Below are 21,414 nucleotides of genomic sequence, written 5' to 3' on the forward strand. Positions count from 1 at the left end.
TGGTGTGTGTTTTTTCATCATGGAACACGTGTTCCATTGAAATTAACCTATTATCGCGTCAGCAGACTGTCAACATTTTGTTCGGCAAGTTAACAAATATGAGATCTGACGCGGCAGTTGCCCAGGGTCACGCCCGATTTTGGCCCACACAGGGGCACGCAGAGCCTGTAATGACGCGGGTTTGCCCGCATCCGGTGCATTTTCTGCACCTGAATGGGGCAAAAGTGTGATGGGGAGCAAATCAGGCCAAATTATTTTTGCGAGCGCGATCAGAAATATCGAAGTTTTTTGTCATTGAATAGGATTTCGCAGCCAATGATGATTTTTCGCCTTATTTTTCCAATTATTCATTAGCAATGCATATTTATTGAATAAGTATGCATTATAAGCCGTTGTTTTACCGAAAAAAACCGCGTTTTTCGCCAAAAATCCCGTTTTGGCACGATAGCTGCTCTACACTCTTTATCAAACGGCATGTATTTTAACTGCTCGTTAACATTTATTCCCCGTTACAGGACCTGATACCCGGCATAAATAGCGAAAAACGCGAATGATGTAACAGATTTGTTTCTGAATAGGCGGTGAAAGGCAGAGTTATCACCGGCTAAAAAACGGATCGAACGGCGCGGTTTTTTATGTTTTGTTGTGGACCATCCAGGCTGGAGCGGCCCTTACAGTCAAAATTCAGTCTTTGCTGAAGTTATGAGGTCATTATGGAACAGCCAATCGCAGTTACCCGCCAGTCTTTCGACGACTGGATGGTCCCGGTTTATGCCCCCGCTGATTTTATTCTGGTACGGGGAGAAGGCTCGCAGGTATGGGATCAGCAGGGTAAGTCTTACATCGATTTTGCTGGCGGCATTGCGGTTAACGCGCTGGGCCATGCGCATCCGGTCGTGACCGCAGCGCTGGTGGAGCAGGCGGGCAAACTTTGGCACCTGGGCAACGGCTATACCAACGAGCCGGTGCTGCGGTTGGCCAAACTGCTGATTGACGCCACCTTTGCCGAGAAGGTGTTTTTCTGTAACTCCGGGGCAGAAGCCAACGAAGCGGCGCTGAAACTGGCGCGTAAACGCGCACTGGATAACGGCAACCACAGCAAGAACCAGATTGTGGCATTCAACAACGCCTTCCACGGCCGCACGCTGTTTACCGTGTCTGCCGGTGGCCAGCCTAAGTATTCCAAGGACTTCGCGCCATTGCCGGGCGGCATCACCCACACGCCATTTAACGATCTGGCGGCCGCTGCCGAGGTGATTAACGACCACACCTGCGCGGTGATCGTCGAGCCTATTCAGGGCGAAGGTGGCGTGTTGCCGGCCGATGCTGCTTTCCTGCAAGGCCTGCGTGAGCTGTGCGATCGCCACGATGCGCTGCTGATTTTCGACGAAGTGCAAACCGGCATGGGCCGTACCGGCGACCTGTACGCCTACATGCAGTACGGCGTGGTTCCTGACGTGCTGACCACCGCGAAAGCGCTGGGCTGCGGCTTCCCGATCGGCGCCATGCTGACCACTGACGAACTGGCCAAAACCCTGAGCGTCGGCACCCACGGCACCACCTACGGCGGTAACCCGCTGGCGACGGCGGTGGCGGGCGCGGTGTTCTCCGTCATCAACACGCCGGAAGTGCTGGAAGGGGTTAAGCAACGCCACCAGTGGTTCCTTGACGGCCTGAACAAGATTAACCAGCAGTATCCGATTTTCTCTGAAATCCGCGGCGGCGGCCTATTGATTGGCTGCCAGTTGACCAAGGACTACGCCGGCAAGGCGAAGCAGATCACGCAGTTGGCCAACGAAGAGGGCGTGATTGCCCTGATCGCCGGTCCGGACGTGGTGCGTTTCACCCCTTCACTGGTTATTCCTGAGCAGGATGTGAAAGAGGGGCTGGCGCGATTCGCGCGAGCCGTGGCGCGGATTTGCAGCTAACACACAGGCTGCGCCCTTACCGGCGCAGCCTGATTCAGACGAGGTTCGCATTATGATGATTATTCGCCCTATAGAGCGTCGCGATTTGGCTGACTTACTGACGCTAGCCGGTAAGTCCGGCATCGGTCTCACTTCCCTGCCACAAGATGAAGATACCTTGTCGGCACGCATTGAGCGGGCGTTAAAAACCTGGCAAGGCGAACTTCCGCGTGGTGACCAGTGTTATCTGTTTGTGCTGGAAGACAGCGAGCGCCAGCAGGCGGTAGGGGTTTGCGCGATTGAAGTGGCCGTCGGGCTGACTGAACCCTGGTACAGCTTCCGCGTCGGCACGCAGGTGCATGCATCCAAACAGTTGAATGTGTATAAATCGGTGCCGACGCTGTTCCTCAGTAACGATCACACCGGCCATTCCGAACTGTGCACGCTGTTCCTCGATCCGGACTATCGTCACGGCGAAAACGGCAAGCTGTTGTCGAAGGTGCGTTTCCTGTTTATCGCCGCTTTCCGTGAGCGTTTCTCCGCCCGGCTGATTGCCGAAATGCGCGGTTTCTCTGATGAAGAGGGCCGTTCGCCGTTCTGGGAGAGCGTCGGGAACCATTTCTTTTCCATCGAGTTCGCCAAGGCGGACTACCTGAGCGGCACCGGCCAGAAAGCGTTTATCGCCGAACTGATGCCGAAACACCCGCTGTATGTCGATTTCCTGGCCGAAGACGCGCAAAAAGTAATAGGCGAAGTGCACCCGCAGACCGTGCCAGCACGCCGGGTACTGGAGTCCGAAGGGCTGCGTTATCAGGGTTACGTCGATATTTTTGACGGCGGCCCAACGCTGGAGGCGGAAATCGATCAGATCCGCGCGGTCAAACAAAGCCGTCTGGTAAAAGTGGTGCTGGATGAGACCCCGATGCGCGCCGATGCGCCGGCTCTTTTGGTGGCCAACGATCATTATGAGAATTACCGCGCACTGCTGGTCAATGCCGATCTGTATGACGACCGTCTGCATCTCAATGCCGCTACCGCCGAGGCGCTGGGCGTTGAACAAGGCAGCCCGGTGCGGGTCATCCCCCTTATTGCACAGGAGAAAGCGTAATGTCACATCCTGCACTCTTTATTAATGGTGCCTGGCAGCAAGGCCATGGCGCTGAGTTCAGCAAAACCGATCCGGTTGATAACCAACCGCTGTGGCAGGCCAACGCCGCCGACGGCAGCGATGTTGCTGCCGCCTGTGAAGCTGCCCGCGCCGCTTTTCCGGCCTGGGCTCGTACCCCATTCGAACAACGCGAACAGTTGGTGAAGCGTTTTGCCGCTTTGCTGGAAGAGCACAAGTCTTCTTTGGCGGCGGTGATCAGCCGTGAAACCAGTAAACCGCGTTGGGAAACCCTGACCGAAGTGCAGGCGATGATCGGCAAAGTGGCGATTTCATTGCAGGCCTACCAGGCGCGTACCGGCGTAAGCCAGACTGCGATGGCGGACGGCGCTTCGGTGCTGCGCCACCGCCCGCACGGGGTACTGGCGGTGTTCGGCCCTTATAACTTCCCCGGACATTTGCCGAATGGCCACATCGTGCCGGCGCTGCTGGCGGGCAACACCGTGGTGTTCAAGCCGAGTGAACTGACGCCGCAAACTGCCGAAGAAACCCTGAAACTGTGGCAACAGGCCGGGCTGCCCGATGGGGTTCTCAATCTGGTGCAGGGCGGGCGTGAAACCGGTGAGGCGCTGGCCGCCAGTGCGGATATCGACGGCCTGCTGTTCACTGGCAGCGCGGGTACCGGTTATCACCTGCATCGCCAGTTGGCCGGGCAGCCAGAAAAGATCCTGGCGCTGGAAATGGGCGGCAACAACGCGCTGATTATCGATCAGATCGAGGATCGCGATGCGACGGTTAACCTGGCGATTCAGTCGGCGTTTATTTCCGCCGGCCAGCGCTGCACCTGCTCGCGCCGCATTCTGGTGAAACGCGGCAGTGAGGGCGACGCTTTTATCGAGCGTTTGGTGCAGGTGGCGAGTGCGCTGCGTGTCGGGCGTTGGGACGCTGAACCGCAGCCGTTTATGGGCGGCGTGATCTCTTCGGCGGCGGCGGAAAAAATGCTGGCGGCGCAACATCACCTGTTGGCACTGGGCGGCAAAGCTCTGCTGACCATGCAGCGTCTGGAAAGCGGCAGCGCGCTGCTCAGCCCAGGCATTATTGACGTGACCGGGGTGCGTGACGTACCGGACGAAGAGTACTTCGGCCCGCTGACCACCATCATTCGCTATAACGACTTTGATGAGGCGCTGCGTATCGCCAACCAAACGCGTTATGGCCTGTCGGTTGGGCTGGTCTCGCCGCAGCGTGAGCAGTTTGATCATCTGCTGCTGGAAGCGCGTGCCGGTATCGTCAACTGGAACAAACCTTTAACCGGGGCTTCCAGTGCGGCACCTTTCGGCGGTGTCGGGGCGTCCGGCAACCACCGTCCGAGCGCCTATTACGCGGCAGATTATTGCGCCTGGCCAATGGCGTCATTGGAAAGCGAAAGCCTGACGCTGCCGGCCAGTTTGTCGCCGGGGCTGTCGTTTAATTAAATTTTACCCGTCGCCTTTCAAGCCGCAGCGGGGCGAATAAGTTCGCCCCGTTTAACGCGGGCACAGTATGTAGCGCCCCTACAATAACTGGGGATGAGCAAACTGCTCGCCTGGCTGCAACTTGAAATTCATAGGGTATGTTTTGAGTAGGGCCGAGCTTGCTGGGCCCAGGAGAAAAGCATGTCAGGATATGAAGTCAATTTCGATGGTCTGGTGGGCCTGACGCATCACTATGCCGGGTTGTCATTTGGCAATGAGGCCTCGACCCAGCATCAAAACAGCGTGTCGAATCCGAAACTGGCGGCCAAACAGGGTCTGCTGAAGATGAAGGCGCTGGCGGATCTCGGCTTTCAGCAGGGGGTATTGCCGCCGCAGGAACGGCCGCACCTGCCGATGCTGCGCAAGTTGGGTTTCAGCGGCAGCGACGAAACGGTCTTGGCGCAGGCGATGAAGCAGTCTCCGCGCCTGCTGTCTGCGCTCAGCTCGGCTTCTTGCATGTGGACCGCCAATGCGGCCACGGTTTCACCTTCGGCGGACAGCGCGGATGGCAAAGTGCATTTCACCGCGGCCAATCTGAACAACAAATTCCATCGCGCGATTGAGGCCGAGACCACCACCGGCGTGCTGCGGGCGATTTTCAACGATCCACGCCATTTCGCCCACCATGAGGCTTTGCCGCAGGTGGCGCTGTTTGGTGACGAAGGCGCGGCCAACCACAACCGGCTGGGCGGCGATTATGGCAAGCGTAGCGTGCAGATGTTCGTCTACGGCCGACAGGAGTTTGGCGGAGAAATCGCCCCAGCTCGCTATCCGGCACGCCAGACGCGCGAGGCCGGGGAGGCGATTGCCCGTCTGCACCAGTTGGATGAGCAACATACGGTGTTTGTGCAACAGAACCCGGCGGTGATCGATCAGGGCGTATTCCACAACGACGTTATCGCCGTCAGTAACCAGAATGTATTGTTCCACCATCAGCAGGCGTTTTATCAGCAGCAGCAGGCGCTGGATGAAGTGCGTCGCAAAATGGCGTCGCTGGACAGTGAACTGGTGGCGATTGAGGTGCCGACGGAGCGGGTTTCCGTGGCGGATGCGGTCGCGACCTATCTGTTCAACAGCCAAATTCTGACCAAGCCTAACGGCAATATGATGATTGTGGTGCCGGAAGAGTCGCGTCAGCATCGCGGCGTGTGGGGCTATCTGAGCGAGATGGTGGCCAGTGGCGGACCAATTGATGAAATCAAGGTGTTCGATCTGCGTGAAAGTATGCGCAATGGCGGTGGGCCTGCCTGCCTGCGATTACGTGTGGCGCTGAACGAGCAGGAATTGCGGGCGGTCAATCCGCGCGTGATGATGAACGATACGCTGTTCGTTACGCTCAATGACTGGGTTGACCGCTATTACCGAGATCGTCTGACGCAGAACGATTTGGCTGACCCGCAATTGCTGCGCGAAGGGCGCGATGCGCTGGATACCCTGACGACCATCCTCGGGCTGGGATCGGTTTATCCTTTCCAACAATAGGCGATGTCATCATGTTTGATTTGTTGGCTCTGACGCTGGAAGGGCAAACGCCCAAAGAGCAACGGGGCGAAAATGCGGATTTACACTGGCGTTGGCTGGGGGAAGGCCTGTTGGAAATCACACCGCGCCGGGGATATCGGCAGGCGGTGGTGCTGTCGGCGGGGATCCACGGCAATGAAACGGCGCCGATTGAGCTGCTCAATCAACTGGTCAAGGATCTGCTTGGCGGCGAGCGAACTTTGGCGGTTCGGCTGCTGGTGATATTGGGCAACCCACCGTCAATGCGCGCCAATAAACGGTACCTGCACAGCGACATGAACCGGATGTTTGGCGGCCGCTATCGCGATTTCTGCCACAGCGACGAAACCGTGCGGGCGCAGCAACTGGAGCAGGCCGTCGCCGCGTTTTTCGACGGTGAGCAAGCGACACGTTTCCATTATGATCTGCATACGGCGATTCGTGATTCACGCTTACCGCGCTTCGGGATTCTTCCTTTCCAGACCCGGCCTTACAGTGCCGAGATGCTGGCATTGCTGGACGCGGCCGATTTGGATGCGTTGGTGATCCACAGTGCGCCGGGCGGCACCTTCAGTAATTTCACCAGTGAGCATGCCGGCGCCGCCAGCTGTACGCTGGAACTGGGCAAGGCGCGGCCGTTTGGTAGCAATGATTTACAGCAATTTGCGGCCATTAACCGTGCACTGCAGGCGGCAGTCAGTGGCGAAGCCTTGCCGCAGCGAATGGGAGAGGCTCTGCGGGTGTTCCGCGTTGAGCGATCGCTGATCAAACGTAGCGAAGCGTTCAAACTGCATCTCAGTGATGATACCGCCAACTTTACCGAGCTGGAGCAGGGGACGTTACTGTGCGAACAACCGGGGGAGGAGTACCGGGTTCAGCATGCCAGAGAATGGATTTTATTCCCTAATCCCCAGGTCGCACTTGGATTGCGCGCCGGTATGGTGCTGATTGAAGCGCCGCGCAGCACGCTGTATTAACCTGTCAGTTTCGAATACGGTTTTATACTTACAGTATTTAAGGTTGTAGCGATGTCGGCTGCAACCTTAAATAACGGTGGTATATCCTGCTGATAATTCCTGTTACTTCCCCTTCTTTATAGTCTCTCTATCGAAACTTATATTTTATGTTGAATTTATTTTTGCCGTCATTTTTTGATGGTTTGAATCGATTTAATTATTCGAAGCGGTAAAAGACTTGCTTAAAACGTGGCGAAACACACTAAATCACCGCAATGACTTTACTCAGATAAAAATGTGAAATAAGTAACGTTATTAGTAACCATGCTAAGATTCATGGTATTTATGAATCGAATGGAAAGCATACAAAAGGAAACCAAATTGCACCTTTATGGTGCGTTGCACCAAATTGGTTATAAGATATGTAATAAATATCAATATGAATCAATGAGTTGATTGACTTCTTTGTTGTAATATTTTGTTACACATAAACATGCTTTATCCACGGTGTTTTATGAACTTTTTTATTTTAAGTTTGGATTCATGATGCTAATGTCACATGGCTTCTTAATTAGAGGCGCTCATAAAACACTAAATGATAAAGATCACAGCCCAAACCATAAATTGGGCGTGATGGGCAGAAATTAAAATTATAATATCTAGGAAAATAAATGATGAAACGCAGTGTATTAGCCTTAGCTATTGCCTTAGGGGCAATGACCTCCTTTGCCAACGCGGCAGAAATTTATAATAAAGATGGCAATAAACTCGACCTGTACGGTCGCGTAGCCGCCAAACATGTTTTCAGCGATGACAAATCCGAAGATGGCGACAAGACTTATGTCCGCTTCGGTTTTAAAGGCGAAACGCAAATCAATGACCAACTGACCGGTTACGGCCAGTGGGAATACAACGTCCAGGCCAACCACGACGAAGCGCAGGGCACTGCCGGCACCAAAACCCGTCTGGGCTTTGCCGGCCTGAAATTCGCCAACTACGGTTCATTCGACTACGGCCGTAACTACGGCGTGGTGTACGACGCAGAAGCCTATACCGACATGCTGCCGGAATACGGCGGCGACTCCTACAGCTACACCGACAACTTTATGACCGCGCGCTCCAACGGCCTGGCTACCTACCGTAACCGCGACTTCTTCGGCTTGGTGGAAGGCCTGAACCTGGCATTGCAGTACCAGGGCAAAAACGACAGCGACAGCCGCGGTGTGACCAAACAAAACGGCGACGGCTACGGCATGTCCCTGGATTACCAGGACATCGGCGGCTCCGGTATCGGCGTAGCGGCGGCATTCTCGGATTCCAACCGCACCAGCGATCAGAAAAAATCTGTTTACGGTAAAGGCGACAGCGCAACGGCCTGGACCACAGCGATTAAATACGACGCCAACCAGGTTTACCTGGCTGCCATGTACGCCGATACGCGCAACATGACGCCAATCAGCGGCAATGGCGTATCTGGCTTCGCCAACAAAACGCAGAACTTCGAAGTTGTGGCCCAGTACCAGTTCGAAAACGGTCTGCGTCCTTCTCTGGCCTACGTGCAGTCTAAAGGCAAGGATATCGAAGGGATTGGCGATGTTGATCTGGTGAAATACGTGGAAGTGGGTGCGACTTACTACTTCAACAAAAACATGTACACCTACGTTGACTACAAAATCAACCAGTTGAACGACGATAACAAACTGAAGCTGAGCACCGACGACGTCGTGGCAGTGAACCTGACCTATCGTTTCTAAGTTTCAACACCATTACCTTCTTCCTGTGTCGGGATAAAACGGTAATCAGGCAGAGCGAAAGCTCTGCCTTTTTTATTGGGTTGTTAACCTTTGGGGGCTTGCCCCATCACTTCGATGGCGGAACGCAATGTAGCAAAGCGTTGCTGATTGGTTTCATGTTCAATCTCGTTAACCAAATGGGCCAGAATATTATTGCCGGAAACTTTTTTGTTGAGATTGATCAGTTGAATGACCGCGCCGCCGACCACCAGGCTGACGTCGCGTAACAGGGCTTCGTAGTGTTCGTTTGAGAAGGTAGAAACGGGCATCGCGCCATCTCCATATCGTTCGGGTGAGGCAATTTAGCAAAATAGTGGCATAAAGCATCGTCGGCATGCCGGCTTTCCGGTGAATTCAGAAATTCCTCAGAGGAAAGTAGTATAAAAGTCTTTTGGCGATTTACATCGGCGCATATTCGTTGGCGGGTAGCCAAAAGCCATCGATAAAATCTTCAAACGGGAAGCAGCCGGCGTGGCGCAGGTTTTGTTCTTTCATACTGATCAGGCACTGGCGTTCGTCACGCAGCACGTCAACCACGATATCGGCGCAGCCGCCGTCCAGATAACAGACAAACATCACCAAGGCGTACATCGCTTCTTATATCCTTCCTCCTAATCCTTCCATGCTCTTATTGTAGGTAACTTCAGCGATTGTTTCATGTCAGGTGCTGCATAAAAGGACAGATTGGCAATGAAAGTTGGCACTTTCGGATTACTCTAACCGCTTAATACTGTTGGACCAATTGAATATCCCTCTTGCGGTGCTAAGCTTAATAAGTCTTAAGTCAATGCAACATGCTAACCATCGAAAGGAGTGAATATGGGTTTGTTTAACTTCGTCAAAGAAGCGGGCGAGAAACTGTGGGACACAGTGACCGGCAATGCGACAGCCGAAGATCAAAGCGCCAAACTGAAGGACCATCTCAATAAAACCGGCTTGCCGGGTATCGATAAGGTTGATGTGCAGGTGGTTGACGGTAAAGCCGTAGTAACCGGGGATGCGGTCAGTCAGGAGTTGAAAGAGAAGATCCTGGTGGCCATCGGTAACGTGGCAGGTATCAGCGGCGTGGAAGACAAAGTAGCGGTTGAACAAGCCGCCGCGGAAAGCCGTTTCTATACCGTGAAGAAGGGCGACACCCTGAGTGCGGTCTCGAAAGAAGTGTATGGCAACGCGAATCTGTATAACAAGATTTTCGAAGCGAACAAGCCAATGCTGTCCAGCCCGGACAAAATCTATCCGGGGCAGGTACTGCGTATTCCGCAGTAATACCCACAGCGGCACGACACTGCCTGGCCCGATCTGTTATCGGGCTTTTTTTATGTTTACTTGCATAAGTTAGCCTAATTATTTTATTGTCTTAATAAGACTTTTGAATGCATCGTAATCTTGGTCATCTCAGTTCTGGGGGAGTGTTGACCCTGGTGAGGAAAGTTGATAGCGTCTTGCCACTCTTGAGGTCTGAGTGGCATTGGGCGCGGAATCTGACAAACCCGCAATGGCGGGCTTTTATCAATCACCCTTCACTAAAACGTTAACGCGTGATGAGTTAAGATAGATTCTGTGAAACAACAACGTAATACCTCACAAGATAAAAACTACCGTGAAACTTTGGGAGACGCACAATTCGCTGTCATTGTGCTGGCGATAGCGTCCTGTTCCCTGATCATTTTTACGCTTTCAGTCACGCTATGGCTGACGTGATGTCGTTCAATACAGGAGATAAAATGGAGCACAATCTCCACGATGAAACCAAGCTGTTGGCCGTTATCGGTTTACTGGTTTCCGTGTTGTTAGTGGTATCGATTCTTTTTGGTGTGACTTACTTTTCCGATCTCAAGCATGCGCGCGATGAGGTCGACATCAAAGGCTGCTATATAAAGGCGTCGTAGCCTTCTGCCTCCCGGGTTGCGTTCTGGTCGCTTGCTCATGATAAGCTGGCGTCCAGCTACTCACTCAACCCGTGTGTCGTTCTGGAGGCGTTAATCATGAGCAATTCCCGCCCAACCTATTCATCCTCTTCCCGTGATTGTCCTGTGGTTGACGGCATCCGTCAGATCCAACGTATTGCCGTACGTAACGCCGAAGTTGGTGGTATCCCGATAAGCCGTGCCTTGCCCACCCGTGAACGGCGTACGCTAGGCGCATGGTGCTTTCTCGACCATGCAGGCCCGTCGGTATTCAGCGGTTCCTCGCAGGGGATGGACGTTGGCCCACATCCGCATATCGGTCTGCAAACCTTTACCTGGATGATTGAAGGGGAAGTTCTGCACCGGGATAGCCTGGGCAGCGAACAGGTGATACGGCCCGGACAGGTCAATCTGATGACCGCAGGACGCGGTATAGCGCATACCGAACAGTCAACCGGTGAGCAACGGCGTTTGCATGCTGTACAATTGTGGATTGCCTTGCCCGCAGAACATGCCGACATGGCCCCGCGCTTCGATCATTATCCCGACTTGCCGTGCTGGCTGCACGACGAAGTGAAGCATACTTTGCTGATAGGGGAGTTCGAACAATATCGTTCTCCGGTGTCGACTTTTTCACCGTTAATCGCCATGGATTTGGAATGGCAGGCTGATGGTTATTTGCAATTACCTCTGCGAAAAGATTTTGAAATAGGTTTATTGCCCCTTATTGGTGCATTTGAGGTTAATGATGAAAAATTTTCACCTGATGAATTCGCCTATTTAGGTATAAATCTTAACCGTATCGAGTTACGTGCCAAGAAAGGAAGTCGTGCATTATTAATCGGTAGCTTGCCATTAACCGAAGAGATTCTCATTTGGTGGAATTTTGTCGGCCACAGCAAACAAGAGATTAGCCGTGCGCAGCGTGATTGGGAGCAGGGGAATTCACGTTTTCCCGATGTCGTCGGCTATTGCGGTCCCCGCATGACCGCGCCACGCCTGCCCTGGAACGATGATTGATACCTTCGTGCTATAACAGCGGGATATTTTTATTCATTTCGCTCTATTAACGTTAAATTAATGTGATCGAAATTCCATGTTTTCGTACCGATATAGTTTATCTGGGGAATAGTGATCTGGCGCAAATAAATGGTCGGAGCAGTGGATTAAGATAACTCTCAAGAAGTGATGTTAACCACCGCTAGTCAGAAGCCTGTGAGGTTATTATGAGCCAAGTACTCTATCGTGCAAGATTATCCCATGTTGTTATTGCAACGGCGGCGTTCTGGATCTCTATTGCAGCCATGCTGGTTGTTGCTCTGAACTAACTCTGAATGATTATGCAATAAACCCGCTACGGCGGGTTTTTTTATGTCGATATATTCGCAATATTCTCAGTGAGGTTATACTTATAAAACCCAATATCTGATTAACCCTGCTAATAACAATGATAATTCTTTCTAATATAGTGGTGTTGCTTATTGCAGCGATCCATTTGTATATCCTGATCCTGGAAATGTTCCTATGGCAGAAGCCTACCGGCAGGCGAGTGTTCGCCACCACCGCGGAGTTTGCTGCCGCCACGCGGGTGCTGGCGGCCAATCAAGGGTTATACAACGGTTTTCTGGCGGCGGGATTAGCCTGGGGCGTCTGGCGTGAGGAGCCGGCGGTGCAACTGTTCTTTCTTGGGTGTGTGCTGGTGGCGGGCATGTTTGGTGGGCTGACCGCAAGCCGCAAGATTCTCCGTGTACAGGCGCTGCCCGCGCTGGTCGCTATTTTAGTGGTGCTGTGGGCACATTAGCCCGCCGTTAGCGGCGGCGGGAAAGAGAGTCAGGCGGTTTTTTGATGAATGACGTGCAGCGGCGGGGCGATATGCAGGTCGACGCTTAAATCCTGACGGAAATCATAAGGCGTGATGTTGAAGCGCTTTCTGAACATATAAGTGAAATGCGATTGCGAGCCAAAACCGAAATCCAGAGCGATGTCGAAGATGGAGGCGTCACTGGTGCGCAACTGGTAAACCGCCCCGGCCAACCTGCGTTCGCGAATATACTTACCCAGCGAAATCCCGGTCGCTTCTTTGAACAGCTTCTGCATGTGCCACAGGGAGTAGCCGGAATATTCGGCCAGCTCTTCAAGATGGATCACTCTTCCAAGGTGAGTTTCGACCCATTTACTGAGGGCGCAGACTAATGAGAGGTGGTGTTCTTGTATCATCAGTGCGTCTGTGTGAGATCTACATAGCGCTGAAGTATACACAACTTGCCGCCATGGACAAAAAGACCGCCGTCACCCAGGCGAAATTATTCGGAAAAACCATCGTCAAGCAGCTTGTCAGGCGGAAGGAAAAACGGCTAATCTGAGGTTGCCCGCTACCGCTGATATCGCAGTGGTTCTGGTCGCAAAGAATAACCGCCAAAGCAGAGTCAGCCGTGACAATTCAGCGTTGAAGGGGTGATCGCATGTTAATGACAGTGATTATTACTCTGGTTGTGATTGTGGGCGTTGCCGCTTTTATGGTGACGCCGGTGATGAGAATGAATAATGCGGAAGGTGTGGGAGGTGAAGAGCCGTGATTTCAGGGAACAACATGACCCCAAGTCGGGGTTGACCGAAAACCGAAAAAGCCTGGGCGCAGCAGTGACCCGGGCTTTTTATTGCTGAGTTGCGTGGATTAGACGTTTTTTCGCTCTACGGTTTCTTCGCCCCAGTACAGCTGGTCGGCACTGGTTTTGGCGAAAGCCATTTGCAACGCTTCGTCACTGCCTTCCTCCCAGATTTTTTGTGCCAGAACCTCATCGTTTTTTGCCAGCTCAAAAATTGCCTCCGCGATCTCGACGGAGGTTTCACGTACGGCTGCCCAGGATTTCACATTGTGGTTTGCCATAACTTTCTCCTGTTGGGGTGTGGCTGAAGGATGCGCCGGTAAGCGCGTCGCTTAAACCTTAAGTATAGGCCAATACGACCAGCCATTTTGGCACCCGATGCGCAATAACGTTGAAATTCAGCGGCAAACGGCCTGGGGGCGGCAAAGCGCCAGGTGACATGCTATTCTGTGCGGCGACTGAATCAAGAAGGAAAGTAATTATGTCAGACATGCTGAGCAACGATCAGGAATTGGCCTCCGACCTGGTTGCCTGCCAACTGGTGATCAAACAGATTCTGGATGTTATCGACGTTATCGCGCCGACCGAGGTGCGTGACAAGATGGCAAGCCAGCTGAAAAGCATCGATTTCTCCACTCATCCTGCCGGCGCCGATCCCGTGACCCGCAGGGCGATCGAAAAAGCGATTGCGCTGATTGAGATGAAGTTTACCCGCAACTGATGGGGGAAACCGCCGCCTGGCGACGGTTTCGGGCGGTGGTGATCAATCCACCACCGTTTCGACTTTTTTGAACAGCGGACAGTCGGCCACGCCAATGACGCCGTTGTCCCCGTGCAGATACTGAGCAATCACCACATTGCGTGCGGTCATATATTTACACTGCAACCCCAGGCCAGCCACGTTCTTGTTGCTGCCAACCAATACGCCGTATCCCGAAAACAAAAATACGCCATACACCACTGCCAGTAGCAGTAACCCCTTAATCAGCTTACTCATTATAACTCCCGTTTATTTATCGTCGTTGCGATATAGCCACGCGCCGACGCAGGCTGCAACGGTAACAATCTGAAAAGTCATCGTCAAAACGGTTTCTAAACGACAGGTTAAACTTCGTTTAAGTTAGCTGTGGTAGCATGACGAACAGATTATCAAGATAACAATGAGGCTGCTAAATTTGTTGCGAAAAAAAGTCCTCGTGATAGTGGCGTTCCTTGCGGCCTGTCTGTTTTTTTACCTGCTGGCGCTGGATAGCTACTGCGATGAGGGAGGCTCCTTTGCGTTGGGGGTGTGTTCCGTTACTCGTTTCATTCCCTGGTGAGATGCGCAGCGGTGCATAACAATTTACTATCAAGATGTTCGTGCCCGCACCCGGAGTGTTAAGATGTGCGCCTGTTTTTAGCAGTAGATAGGGTTGTCCATGTACGATTTAGGTTTTGGTTCGAATAGCCTGCTTTCGCTGGCCCTCGCGGCGCTGGCGCTGTTGGTGGGATTATGGGTCTGGTTCCTGGTGAATCGTGCCAGTGTGCGTGCCAATGAACAGGTCCGTCTGCTGCAGGAAATTGCCGAGCAGCAGCGTCAGCAGACTGCATTATTGAAAAGCCTGGCGCAAAGCGCGCGTGGCGATAGCGTAATCGACGATGACGATCTCAGCCCGGCGCTGGATTTCAAAGGTTTTATCCCCGAGCGTTAATCAAACTTTCTGCCGGGTGGCGTGCCCAAGTTTACGCCACCCGCATCGCTTAGAAAAACTCCATTCCCTGATATGGCGCTGCGCGGCACGCCGCCAACCGACTGGCCAGGTCGCCGCCGTGAATTTCCAATTGGTGTCCGTCCGGGTCAAGAAAGTACAGCGATTCCCCCTCGCTACGGTTAGTTTTCCACTCATCAACCCCAGCCTGGCGCAGCCGCGAAGCAACCTTGGCGAAATCTGTCGGTGCCACGCTGAACGCGTAATGGGTGTAATCCTTCGCTGAATTTACGGCTCGCGCGTCGTCCCATGACAAACACAGCCACAGTTCCCCCAGAGACAGGTAGGCGCCAGTTTGCCAGCGAGCATGTGGGACAAAACCCAACAGGTTGCTATAAAAATTGAAGCTGCGGTTGACGTCGCTTACTGCAAGCGTCAGATGGTTGAGGCCAGTTAACATGCCGGTATTCCTGCGCAACAAAACAGAGAAAAAGTGTAATCAGCGCCCAGGAAAAGATAAAGCCGAAAAAACATTAGTGGAGATAATGTGGAAAGCCCTCGCGTTGTCATAAATCTGTCGTATTGGCATCGTAATGTAGCGCCAACTCTACGAAAGATGGATAAAGCCGATGATTAAATGGTATGAAGAAAGCGACGCCGAGGTGAACCGCAGCATTGCGCTGATCACCGGAGAAAATCCGGACAAATGGTATCCCTACGGCGGTGTGAAAGGTAAAGACTATTGCAAGAACCCCTCCGATGCCTGGCCGATTATCTGCGCCAATAAAATCAGCCTGAATGCCGACAGCCAGGGCGACAACCCGCAGTGGCAGGCGCGTATGATCACCCAACGCGGCGAATGGCAGGCGGACAGCAGCAGCCCGCTGCGTGCGGCAATGATCTGCTTCCTGCTGAGCCAGCAAACCAACGAAATGGTCCGTTGAAACACCAGAATTACTGATGATTTTTCCCTTTTTATGACAACAGAACTGTCTCTGGCGGAGCCTGTTTATGAAGCGCATTATTAAAGGTGATAAAAACTTGTCTCATCTGGTGATTGCCCATGCGGCAATCGATCGTCATGCCGAAAGCTTTGGTCAGCGCCGACAGGGCTGGCCGTCAACCTACCTGATAAAATATCAAAACGATCGCGTGGCGGTAGAGGTGGTAACACGCCGCCAGTCCTACGTCGCCACGCTGATGATTGGTGCCCGCAACCTGACCAAACTTTGCGGTCTGTCCAGCTAAAAACCTGCCCTTACTGCCGTTAATCCCAGCATAAAATAGCGCCTTGGCCGACGTCGCCGGGGTGCTACTCCTTGATGCTCACGGGGTTAAGTGTTAAAAAGCCGCCCGCAGATACATTTATTGAATGGCGAAACCTTGTGCAATAGCGCCAGGTTCCCACGCCATATGAGGATAAGATGGGCGGTCAGCAGCAGGATACCCCGCTAAAACGCGGTTTAAAAAACAGACATATACAACTTATCGCCCTGGGCGGCGCTATTGGCACCGGCCTGTTTCTCGGCATTGCGCAGACCATTAAAATGGCCGGCCCATCGGTATTGCTGGGCTATGCCATCGGCGGATTCATTGCCTTCCTGATCATGCGCCAACTGGGGGAGATGGTGGTCGAGGAGCCGGTTGCCGGGTCGTTCAGCCACTTCGCATATAAATATTGGGGCGATTTCGCCGGCTTTCTTTCCGGCTGGAACTACTGGGCGATGTTCATTTTGGTCGGCATGGCCGAACTGACCGCCGTCGGTATTTATATTCAGTACTGGTGGCCGGACATCCCAACCTGGGTTTCCGCCGCGATATTTTTTGTCCTGATCAATTTGATCAACCTGGTTAATGTCCGACTGTATGGCGAGACCGAGTTTTGGTTTGCCATCATCAAGGTGGTGGCGATCGTCGGTATGATCCTGTTTGGTGCCTGGCTGCTGGCCAGCGGCAACGGCGGTCCGCAAGCCAGCCTCAACAACCTGTGGGAGCAGGGGGGCTTTATGCCGCACGGCATCAGCGGGCTGGTGATGGCGATGGCGGTGATCATGTTCTCGTTCGGCGGCCTGGAGATGGTCGGCATCACTGCGGCCGAAGCCGCCGATCCGCGCCGCAGCATCCCGAAGGCCACCAATCAGGTGGTGTACCGCATCCTGATTTTTTATATCGGTTCGCTAACGGTCCTGCTGTCGCTTTATCCGTGGGACAAAGTGGTGGAAGGCGGTAGCCCGTTCGTGATGATTTTCCATGCGTTGGACAGCAGCCTGGTGGCGACCCTGCTTAACGTGGTGGTCCTGACGGCAGCGCTGTCGGTGTACAACAGCGGCGTCTATGCCAACAGCCGCATGCTGTTCGGCCTGGCTACGCAGGGCAATGCGCCCAAGGCGTTGACGCGGGTGAACAAGCGCGGCGTGCCGGTGCTGTCGATTGCGCTGTCGGCGCTGGTGACCTCTGTCGGTGTACTGATCAACTATGTGATGCCCGGCAAGGCGTTTGAATTGCTGATGGCGCTGGTGGTGTCCACGCTGGTGATCAACTGGGTGATGATTTGCCTGGCGCATTTACGCTTCCGAGCGGCGAAAAACCGTCAGGGTGTAATCCCGAGCTTTAAGGCGCTGTGGTACCCGTTTGGCAACTATTTGTGCCTGGTGTTCCTCAGTCTAATCCTGGTCATCATGTATTTCAGCGAGGGGATCCGTATCTCGGTGTTGCTGATGCCGGTGTGGATCTTGCTGTTGTGGGTAGGGTTCAAGCTGACGCGCCGCAAGGGCGCTAACGTTAGGCGTTAAGGTTTAACGGAGGCGCCCTTGCGCCTCCCATTTTCATTTAGCCGCGTGGCATAAAGGCATTGCCCGGTGCGGAGCGGCCCAACCCCAACAGCTTCCTGCACAGCAGGAATACCGTGGTGATGACATCGATAGCGACCACGCTAAGCATCAATACGGCCAGCATGAAAAAACTCACCATCGCGCCAAACAACAGCACCAGGGGTGCCGGTACGCGTACGCGGCGCAGTTTCATCGCGACATACATTTTCCAATACTGCATCTGTGCCAGCATCGCGCTACGGATACGGCCCATGCGAACACGTGATTTGCGTGATGTAGAACGGCTCATAACTTCTCCTTTTCTGAATGTCCTATAAGTAAAACACAAGGATCTTAAGAGATGCTTAACAGGCTCTAGGCGGCCCTGGCATTCTCACAGGGAGTGTGACACCACAATGGGCGAAAAGGTCCCCCCTGAGGTGAGCACAGTTCACAAAGCGCACCAATCGTCTATTTTGTTATGTTATCGAAACTGCCCGTGCAGGGTGTCCGCAGTGGTCGGGAGAGCAACTTGAAGATAACCAATCGTTACTATGATGCCGGCAAAGCGCATCATACGCCGCAAGGCTTTCGTAACCCGGAGCCTACTCTGCGCCGGGAAGGGGATTTGAAGCGCTGGCAGGATGAGCGCAAGCAGCAGGGCCTGCCCAAGCCGCCGCAAATGGGGTACCTACAGTTTACCCAACGCTGGTGGCAGCAGGCAGACCTCAGCGGCAGCGACAACGGTATCTGGTGGTTGGGGCATGCCTCAATGCTGCTGCGTCTTGAAGGGCGTTACATTCTGATTGACCCGGTGTTGTCGCAGCGCGCATCGCCGTTGAGTTTTTATGGCCCAAAGCGCAAGACCCCAACGCCGCTGACGGTGCAGCAGTTACCGACGGTGGACGTGGTATTGATCTCGCATAACCATTATGACCATCTCGATCGGCGCACCATCAGGCAGTTGGCGCGTCGTTTTCCGCATGCGACCTTTATCGTCCCGTTGGGGCTGAAAAGTTGGTTCCGGCGCTATCGCCTGCAACGGGTCGAGGAGCTGGACTGGTGGGATAGCCTGCAGTTGGGTGACCTGACGTTTCACAGTACGCCGGCGCGCCACTGGAGTATGCGCACCCTGTGGGACCGCAATCGCTCTTTATGGTGCGGTTGGGTGATTCATCATCCGGCACTTCGATTCTATTTTTCGGGCGACAGCGGCTATTCGGAGCGGCTGGCGGACATTGGCGCGCGTTTAGGGCCCTTTGACGTGGCGGCGTTGCCGATAGGCGCTTATGCACCACGTTGGTTCATGCAGGAACAACATATGGATCCGCAACAGTCGGTGACGCTGTATCAGCAATTAAATGCGCCGCAGGTCATTCCAATCCATTGGGGTGTTTTTGAATTAGCCGATGAGTCATTGGATGAGCCGCCGCAGCAATTAAAACTGGCGTTGAGTTCGGCCGGGATAGAGCAACACCGGTTCCGGCCAATTAAAATTGGTGAGCGCATTCTGCTTGAACCTAACTCTTAAGCGTTAATTCGTGGCAAGCGGGGCTGGCGTCGCCCCCGTAGCCGTCCACAAGCCAGTCCCACCGCAGGTTGTAGCGATGTGGGCAGCTTGCCGGACGGCAATATCCACAACCAGGCCTAACCGGTTGACTTGAATAGGGTAGGCGCGTGACAAAAGATAAAATAAATACGTCAACTCGCAATTGCTCTTGATCGCATAAATACCCGCTCGGTTTTTAAGATTTAATTTCGCTATAGGTTCGCACTGACCTCAAGGTTATTGGCGTTATTTAACGGCGTTACGGAGGATGTATTTCTCTGTGGATGCACGACCACGGTGCGTAAATTCTGATTTTGCATGCTTATGCACCCAAAAGTGGCACGCTATTTGATTTTCATGGTAGGGCGTGGGTTGCATGAATTATGGTCAGTTGGCGAGCGTGGCAATAATTTACCCTGGTATTATTGTGCTGTCGCAGGCGGAGGGATTGCCGAAGAGTGGGCTATGCCAGCGTTGAGCCGTCCGGATGGCAACCCAATGGTCGGATCAGCCGGTCTCCAATACGCCCGTTCACCGATATTCAAATGTCGTATAAGAAATTCCATAAAGATTCAAATTTTTTAACGTTCTAAGCGTCTGGCTGGGGTTATATGTTGCAACATTCATGGGTCAGTCGGATGAAAGAATTGTTAAAATTCAGTCAGGATGCGGAGTGTAGCGCGGTGTAAGTGTTAAGCAGAAAATAGCTAAGGCTTCAACATCTTTTAGCCTATTTAAGCTTATATTGCTCTCGACCGTTTCAAATATGTGCGACAGCTCCATCAGTGATTAAAAATGGCTTGCCATCGAATACAGAGTATGTGATAACGCATCTGGGTAAAACGAGGTACAGTTCTGTATATGTGTGGCATTTTCAGTAAAGAAGTTCTGAGTAAAAACGTTAGCGTTGAATACCGCTTCTCTGCCGATCCTTATCTTAGTGCCTCAAGCAGTAACGACTCTAGTTTGTCTATGTAACGCCTACGGGCGGTTTAAACAATCCAAAGGAAATACTCAAGATGGCAAAGATCAAAGGTCAAGTTAAGTGGTTCAACGAATCTAAAGGTTTCGGTTTCATCACTCCAGCTGACGGCAGCAAAGACGTGTTCGTACACTTCTCTGCAATCCAGGGTAACGGCTTCAAAACCCTGGCTGAAGGCCAGAACGTTGAGTTCGAAATCCAAGATGGCCAGAAAGGCCCATCTGCAGTAAACGTTACTGCAATCTAATCAGCGTCAGCTGTACAAAAAACCCGCCTTGGTGCGGGTTTTTTCGTTTCTGCTATTCGCCGGTGATAATAATGGCCGCGTACTGATTGCGTCCGGTGATGCCGGGATGGGTGGGATCCTGTTCGCGACGGTGACTGTTGCGCCGATAGCTGGTGTATTTAAACCGCTGTGGCTGGAGCGGGTCGGTATTTGGCGTGCAGATAGTGCAACTGCCGGCACGGTCAACGGCGGCGAACCCCAGCTCGCGAAGTTTGGATTCGGCGATTGCGGCCAGATCCAGGTGACGATAGTGGGGGCTGATTAAGCTGGCGGGCAGCGGCAACTGCTGTTTGAACCGTTCGACCAGTTCTTCATTCACCTCATAACAGCATGGGCCGGCCGCAGGGCCGATGGATGCGACCCAGTTGGTGGGTTGAGTCATCTTGTGCGATACGCGCCGCCAGCTGCTCCAGAACGCCATCCAGCAGCCCACGCCAGCCGGCATGCACGGCTGCAATGGCCGAGCCGTCATGGCGGCTGAAAATCACCGGCAGGCAGTCTGCCGTTAACACGCTGAGCAGAATGCCCGGCTGGCAGGTATAGAACCCATCGGCCTCACCACACGCCTGTGCTGCCTGCGTTACGTCGACAATGCGCGTGCCGTGTACCTGTTTTTTTTCCGGCAAGGTGGCGCGATAGGGCTGCAGATGCCCAGGCAGCAACGCGCTCTTATTGCCGAAACCGTGTCGAATAGCGGGAACGCGGTTGAGAAGCGGGGAATAGTCGGTCATAAACGTCTTTACCTGCGTCAGAAAACTTAGCGTCAGTGTAGTCAGTTTTTTTCCTGCTTGGCTAGCCCCCATGGGATGCG

The 21,414-nt window shown here is 53.3% G+C and carries 26 protein-coding genes and 1 pseudogene; 19 read left to right on the plus strand and 8 right to left on the minus strand.

Annotated elements, in window-relative coordinates; genetic code table 11:
* Window positions 1-713: 713 nt before the first annotated feature.
* The 6 genes from AAZT04_RS09875 (at window position 714) to ompC (ending at window position 8,736) form a co-directional block, all read left to right on the plus strand.
* A complete protein-coding gene (locus AAZT04_RS09875) occupies window positions 714-1,928 on the plus strand; it encodes an aspartate aminotransferase family protein (protein ID WP_129982713.1) in 1,215 nt (404 codons plus the stop codon).
* A 52-nt stretch (window positions 1,929-1,980) separates the two neighbouring features.
* The gene (astA, locus tag AAZT04_RS09880; protein WP_020827406.1) at window positions 1,981-3,015 is read left to right on the plus strand and encodes an arginine N-succinyltransferase; all 1,035 of its coding nucleotides are present in this window, start codon (window positions 1,981-1,983) and stop codon (window positions 3,013-3,015) included.
* On the plus strand, window positions 3,015-4,487 hold the full coding sequence (gene astD, locus AAZT04_RS09885; RefSeq protein WP_129940743.1) for a succinylglutamate-semialdehyde dehydrogenase: 1,473 nt from the start codon (window positions 3,015-3,017) through the stop codon (window positions 4,485-4,487). Before astA ends, astD begins: the two co-directional genes overlap by 1 nt.
* 180 nt (window positions 4,488-4,667) lie before the next feature.
* The gene (gene astB, locus AAZT04_RS09890; RefSeq protein WP_115058633.1) at window positions 4,668-6,008 is read left to right on the plus strand and encodes an N-succinylarginine dihydrolase; all 1,341 of its coding nucleotides are present in this window, start codon (window positions 4,668-4,670) and stop codon (window positions 6,006-6,008) included.
* Between the two features lie 11 nt (window positions 6,009-6,019).
* Window positions 6,020-7,003, plus strand: coding sequence for a succinylglutamate desuccinylase (astE, locus tag AAZT04_RS09895; RefSeq protein WP_434679885.1), 984 nt, complete (start codon window positions 6,020-6,022; stop codon window positions 7,001-7,003).
* A 650-nt stretch (window positions 7,004-7,653) separates the two neighbouring features.
* Complete coding sequence (gene ompC, locus AAZT04_RS09900) at window positions 7,654-8,736, plus strand: porin OmpC (RefSeq protein ID WP_046373317.1); 1,083 nt, start codon at window positions 7,654-7,656, stop codon at window positions 8,734-8,736.
* An 83-nt stretch (window positions 8,737-8,819) separates the two neighbouring features.
* Here ompC and AAZT04_RS09905 read toward each other — a convergent pair whose 3' ends face one another.
* Both AAZT04_RS09905 and AAZT04_RS09910 read right to left on the minus strand, forming a co-directional pair.
* Window positions 8,820-9,044 carry a biofilm development regulator YmgB/AriR family protein gene (locus AAZT04_RS09905; protein WP_020827319.1) on the minus strand — a complete coding sequence of 75 codons (225 nt, stop codon included), beginning with the start codon at window positions 9,042-9,044 and terminating at the stop codon, window positions 8,820-8,822.
* Between the two features lie 130 nt (window positions 9,045-9,174).
* On the minus strand, window positions 9,175-9,366 hold the full coding sequence (locus AAZT04_RS09910; protein WP_012145560.1) for a YebW family protein: 192 nt from the start codon (window positions 9,364-9,366) through the stop codon (window positions 9,175-9,177).
* Between the two features lie 228 nt (window positions 9,367-9,594).
* On the opposite strand from AAZT04_RS09910, the gene lysM reads away from it, so the two are divergent.
* The 4 genes from lysM to AAZT04_RS09930 all read left to right on the plus strand — a co-directional run bounded on the left by lysM (window position 9,595) and on the right by AAZT04_RS09930 (window position 12,483).
* Window positions 9,595-10,041, plus strand: a complete 447-nt coding sequence (lysM, locus tag AAZT04_RS09915; RefSeq protein WP_020827318.1) for a peptidoglycan-binding protein LysM — start codon at window positions 9,595-9,597, stop codon at window positions 10,039-10,041.
* 458 nt (window positions 10,042-10,499) lie between these two features.
* The gene (locus tag AAZT04_RS09920) at window positions 10,500-10,664 is read left to right on the plus strand and encodes a hypothetical protein (protein WP_020827317.1); all 165 of its coding nucleotides are present in this window, start codon (window positions 10,500-10,502) and stop codon (window positions 10,662-10,664) included.
* Between the two features lie 96 nt (window positions 10,665-10,760).
* On the plus strand, window positions 10,761-11,702 hold the full coding sequence (locus tag AAZT04_RS09925) for a pirin family protein (RefSeq protein WP_434679889.1): 942 nt from the start codon (window positions 10,761-10,763) through the stop codon (window positions 11,700-11,702).
* 427 nt (window positions 11,703-12,129) lie between these two features.
* On the plus strand, window positions 12,130-12,483 hold the full coding sequence (locus AAZT04_RS09930) for a DUF1304 domain-containing protein (protein WP_048760158.1): 354 nt from the start codon (window positions 12,130-12,132) through the stop codon (window positions 12,481-12,483).
* 29 nt (window positions 12,484-12,512) lie between these two features.
* Here AAZT04_RS09930 and AAZT04_RS09935 read toward each other — a convergent pair whose 3' ends face one another.
* On the minus strand, window positions 12,513-12,899 hold the full coding sequence (locus AAZT04_RS09935; RefSeq protein ID WP_041414657.1) for a helix-turn-helix domain-containing protein: 387 nt from the start codon (window positions 12,897-12,899) through the stop codon (window positions 12,513-12,515).
* Window positions 12,900-13,356: 457 nt separating this feature from the next.
* Window positions 13,357-13,569: a YccJ family protein gene (locus AAZT04_RS09940; protein WP_262032968.1), complete on the minus strand. Its 213-nt coding sequence runs from the start codon at window positions 13,567-13,569 to the stop codon at window positions 13,357-13,359.
* A gap of 200 nt (window positions 13,570-13,769) precedes the next feature.
* Between AAZT04_RS09940 and AAZT04_RS09945 the strand changes: the two genes are divergently transcribed.
* Entirely contained in the window at window positions 13,770-14,009 is a 240-nt protein-coding gene (locus AAZT04_RS09945; protein WP_004945684.1) for a DUF2766 family protein, read from the plus strand.
* Window positions 14,010-14,051: 42 nt separating this feature from the next.
* Here the strand turns inward: AAZT04_RS09945 and AAZT04_RS09950 are convergent, their stop codons facing one another.
* On the minus strand, window positions 14,052-14,285 hold the full coding sequence (locus AAZT04_RS09950; RefSeq protein WP_020827312.1) for a YobH family protein: 234 nt from the start codon (window positions 14,283-14,285) through the stop codon (window positions 14,052-14,054).
* A gap of 163 nt (window positions 14,286-14,448) precedes the next feature.
* Between AAZT04_RS09950 and AAZT04_RS09955 the strand changes: the two genes are divergently transcribed.
* Together AAZT04_RS09955 and AAZT04_RS09960 are read left to right on the plus strand one after the other, a co-directional pair.
* Complete coding sequence (locus AAZT04_RS09955) at window positions 14,449-14,607, plus strand: PhoP/PhoQ regulator MgrB (RefSeq protein ID WP_044551945.1); 159 nt, start codon at window positions 14,449-14,451, stop codon at window positions 14,605-14,607.
* Window positions 14,608-14,706: 99 nt separating this feature from the next.
* Window positions 14,707-14,979, plus strand: a complete 273-nt coding sequence (locus AAZT04_RS09960) for a YebO family protein (RefSeq protein WP_020827311.1) — start codon at window positions 14,707-14,709, stop codon at window positions 14,977-14,979.
* Between the two features lie 49 nt (window positions 14,980-15,028).
* On the opposite strand, the gene fos is transcribed toward AAZT04_RS09960, so the two are convergent.
* The gene (fos, locus tag AAZT04_RS09965) at window positions 15,029-15,436 is read right to left on the minus strand and encodes a fosfomycin resistance glutathione transferase (protein ID WP_434679894.1); all 408 of its coding nucleotides are present in this window, start codon (window positions 15,434-15,436) and stop codon (window positions 15,029-15,031) included.
* 169 nt (window positions 15,437-15,605) lie between these two features.
* On the opposite strand from fos, the gene AAZT04_RS09970 reads away from it, so the two are divergent.
* The 3 genes from AAZT04_RS09970 to AAZT04_RS09980 all read left to right on the plus strand — a co-directional run bounded on the left by AAZT04_RS09970 (window position 15,606) and on the right by AAZT04_RS09980 (window position 17,768).
* A complete protein-coding gene (locus AAZT04_RS09970) occupies window positions 15,606-15,920 on the plus strand; it encodes a phage protein NinX family protein (protein ID WP_020827309.1) in 315 nt (104 codons plus the stop codon).
* Between the two features lie 67 nt (window positions 15,921-15,987).
* Window positions 15,988-16,224 carry a DUF4060 family protein gene (locus tag AAZT04_RS09975; protein ID WP_020827308.1) on the plus strand — a complete coding sequence of 79 codons (237 nt, stop codon included), beginning with the start codon at window positions 15,988-15,990 and terminating at the stop codon, window positions 16,222-16,224.
* Between the two features lie 176 nt (window positions 16,225-16,400).
* Window positions 16,401-17,768 carry an amino acid permease gene (locus AAZT04_RS09980; RefSeq protein WP_129940738.1) on the plus strand — a complete coding sequence of 456 codons (1,368 nt, stop codon included), beginning with the start codon at window positions 16,401-16,403 and terminating at the stop codon, window positions 17,766-17,768.
* 37 nt (window positions 17,769-17,805) lie between these two features.
* Here AAZT04_RS09980 and AAZT04_RS09985 read toward each other — a convergent pair whose 3' ends face one another.
* A complete protein-coding gene (locus AAZT04_RS09985) occupies window positions 17,806-18,096 on the minus strand; it encodes a hypothetical protein (RefSeq protein WP_020827306.1) in 291 nt (96 codons plus the stop codon).
* A 222-nt stretch (window positions 18,097-18,318) separates the two neighbouring features.
* On the opposite strand from AAZT04_RS09985, the gene AAZT04_RS09990 reads away from it, so the two are divergent.
* From AAZT04_RS09990 to cspE, 3 genes are all read left to right on the plus strand, one after another.
* Window positions 18,319-19,317: an MBL fold metallo-hydrolase gene (locus AAZT04_RS09990; protein ID WP_129940737.1), complete on the plus strand. Its 999-nt coding sequence runs from the start codon at window positions 18,319-18,321 to the stop codon at window positions 19,315-19,317.
* Between the two features lie 879 nt (window positions 19,318-20,196).
* A complete protein-coding gene (locus AAZT04_RS09995) occupies window positions 20,197-20,313 on the plus strand; it encodes a DUF2627 domain-containing protein (RefSeq protein ID WP_071593021.1) in 117 nt (38 codons plus the stop codon).
* Window positions 20,314-20,354: 41 nt separating this feature from the next.
* On the plus strand, window positions 20,355-20,564 hold the full coding sequence (cspE, locus tag AAZT04_RS10000; RefSeq protein WP_002221949.1) for a transcription antiterminator/RNA stability regulator CspE: 210 nt from the start codon (window positions 20,355-20,357) through the stop codon (window positions 20,562-20,564).
* 52 nt (window positions 20,565-20,616) lie between these two features.
* Here the strand turns inward: cspE and pgeF are convergent.
* A pseudogene (pgeF, locus tag AAZT04_RS10005) lies at window positions 20,617-21,334 on the minus strand (peptidoglycan editing factor PgeF).
* Window positions 21,335-21,414 lie beyond the last annotated feature (80 nt).

It is taken from the genome of Serratia sp. Je.1.23.a (genome assembly GCF_051129805.1).
In the GTDB taxonomy this organism is placed as follows: domain Bacteria; phylum Pseudomonadota; class Gammaproteobacteria; order Enterobacterales; family Enterobacteriaceae; genus Serratia; species Serratia liquefaciens.